Source organism: Rhizobium sp. P1_E6 (genome assembly GCF_056405875.1).
Map to the genome: position 1 here is coordinate 1 of NZ_JBFUBG010000321.1, position 833 is coordinate 833.

1 protein-coding gene is annotated in these 833 nt (G+C 54.2%); it reads right to left on the reverse strand.

Going from position 1 to position 833, the window contains the following annotated elements:
- A partial coding sequence (locus tag AC1D35_RS36505) for an aminotransferase class III-fold pyridoxal phosphate-dependent enzyme (RefSeq protein ID WP_477942926.1) occupies positions 1–827 on the reverse strand: 827 nt, incomplete at its 3' end.
- Positions 828–833 lie beyond the last annotated feature (6 nt).

An 833-nucleotide genomic window follows, 5' to 3' on the forward strand; every position in this document is an offset into this window, starting at 1 on the left:
GATAGTAAGTGACCGTCATACCGATCGAAAGCACGTGTTTCATATGCGCTTTTGGGCCGGCGAGGACTGATATCGCGTGTCCGTTGGCGATCGCCTTGCCAAAGGTCACCAAATCGGCAGAGATTCCAAAGTATTCCTGCGCTCCACCCATGGCGATAGTAAGTGACCGTCATACCGATCGAAAGCACGTGTTTCATATGCGCTTTTGGGCCGGCGAGGACTGATATCGCGTGTCCGTTGGCGATCGCCTTGCCAAAGGTCACCAAATCGGCAGAGATTCCAAAGTATTCCTGCGCTCCACCCATGGCGACACGGAAGCCAGAGCGAATTTCATCAAGAATGAATAGAGCACCATGGAGCTGACAGAGTTGTCGCAGTTCCTTCAGGTATCCTTCAGCTGGAGCGATTTGATCGTAGGGCATCATGATGACGCAAGCAATCTCCGAGCCATGTTCTGAAAAAATCGCCCTCGCTTGTTCGATGTCATTGTATGAAAGGACAATGGTATTGTCTTGAACCGAGACAGGTACGCCCGCCGTCACTGGTGCACACCAGTCTGCCCATCCATTCATGCCCCACCGCACGATAAGCCTTCGTCGCGTGATCGCTCTCGCTAGCCTAACTGCTGCGGTCGTTGCATCAGTGCCGGTCTTAAGAAAGGCGACGGACTCTATTCCTGGCACCAATGAAACTATCTTCTCCGCGAGCTCGACCTGTCGAACATTGAGCAGCGTKGGATTGGCACCAAGCTCATTGCGCGCTTCAGCCACAGCGGCCTCGACCGCACTGGCGGCGTGGCCGAGAACGACGGATCCATACCCGAGGATGTAATC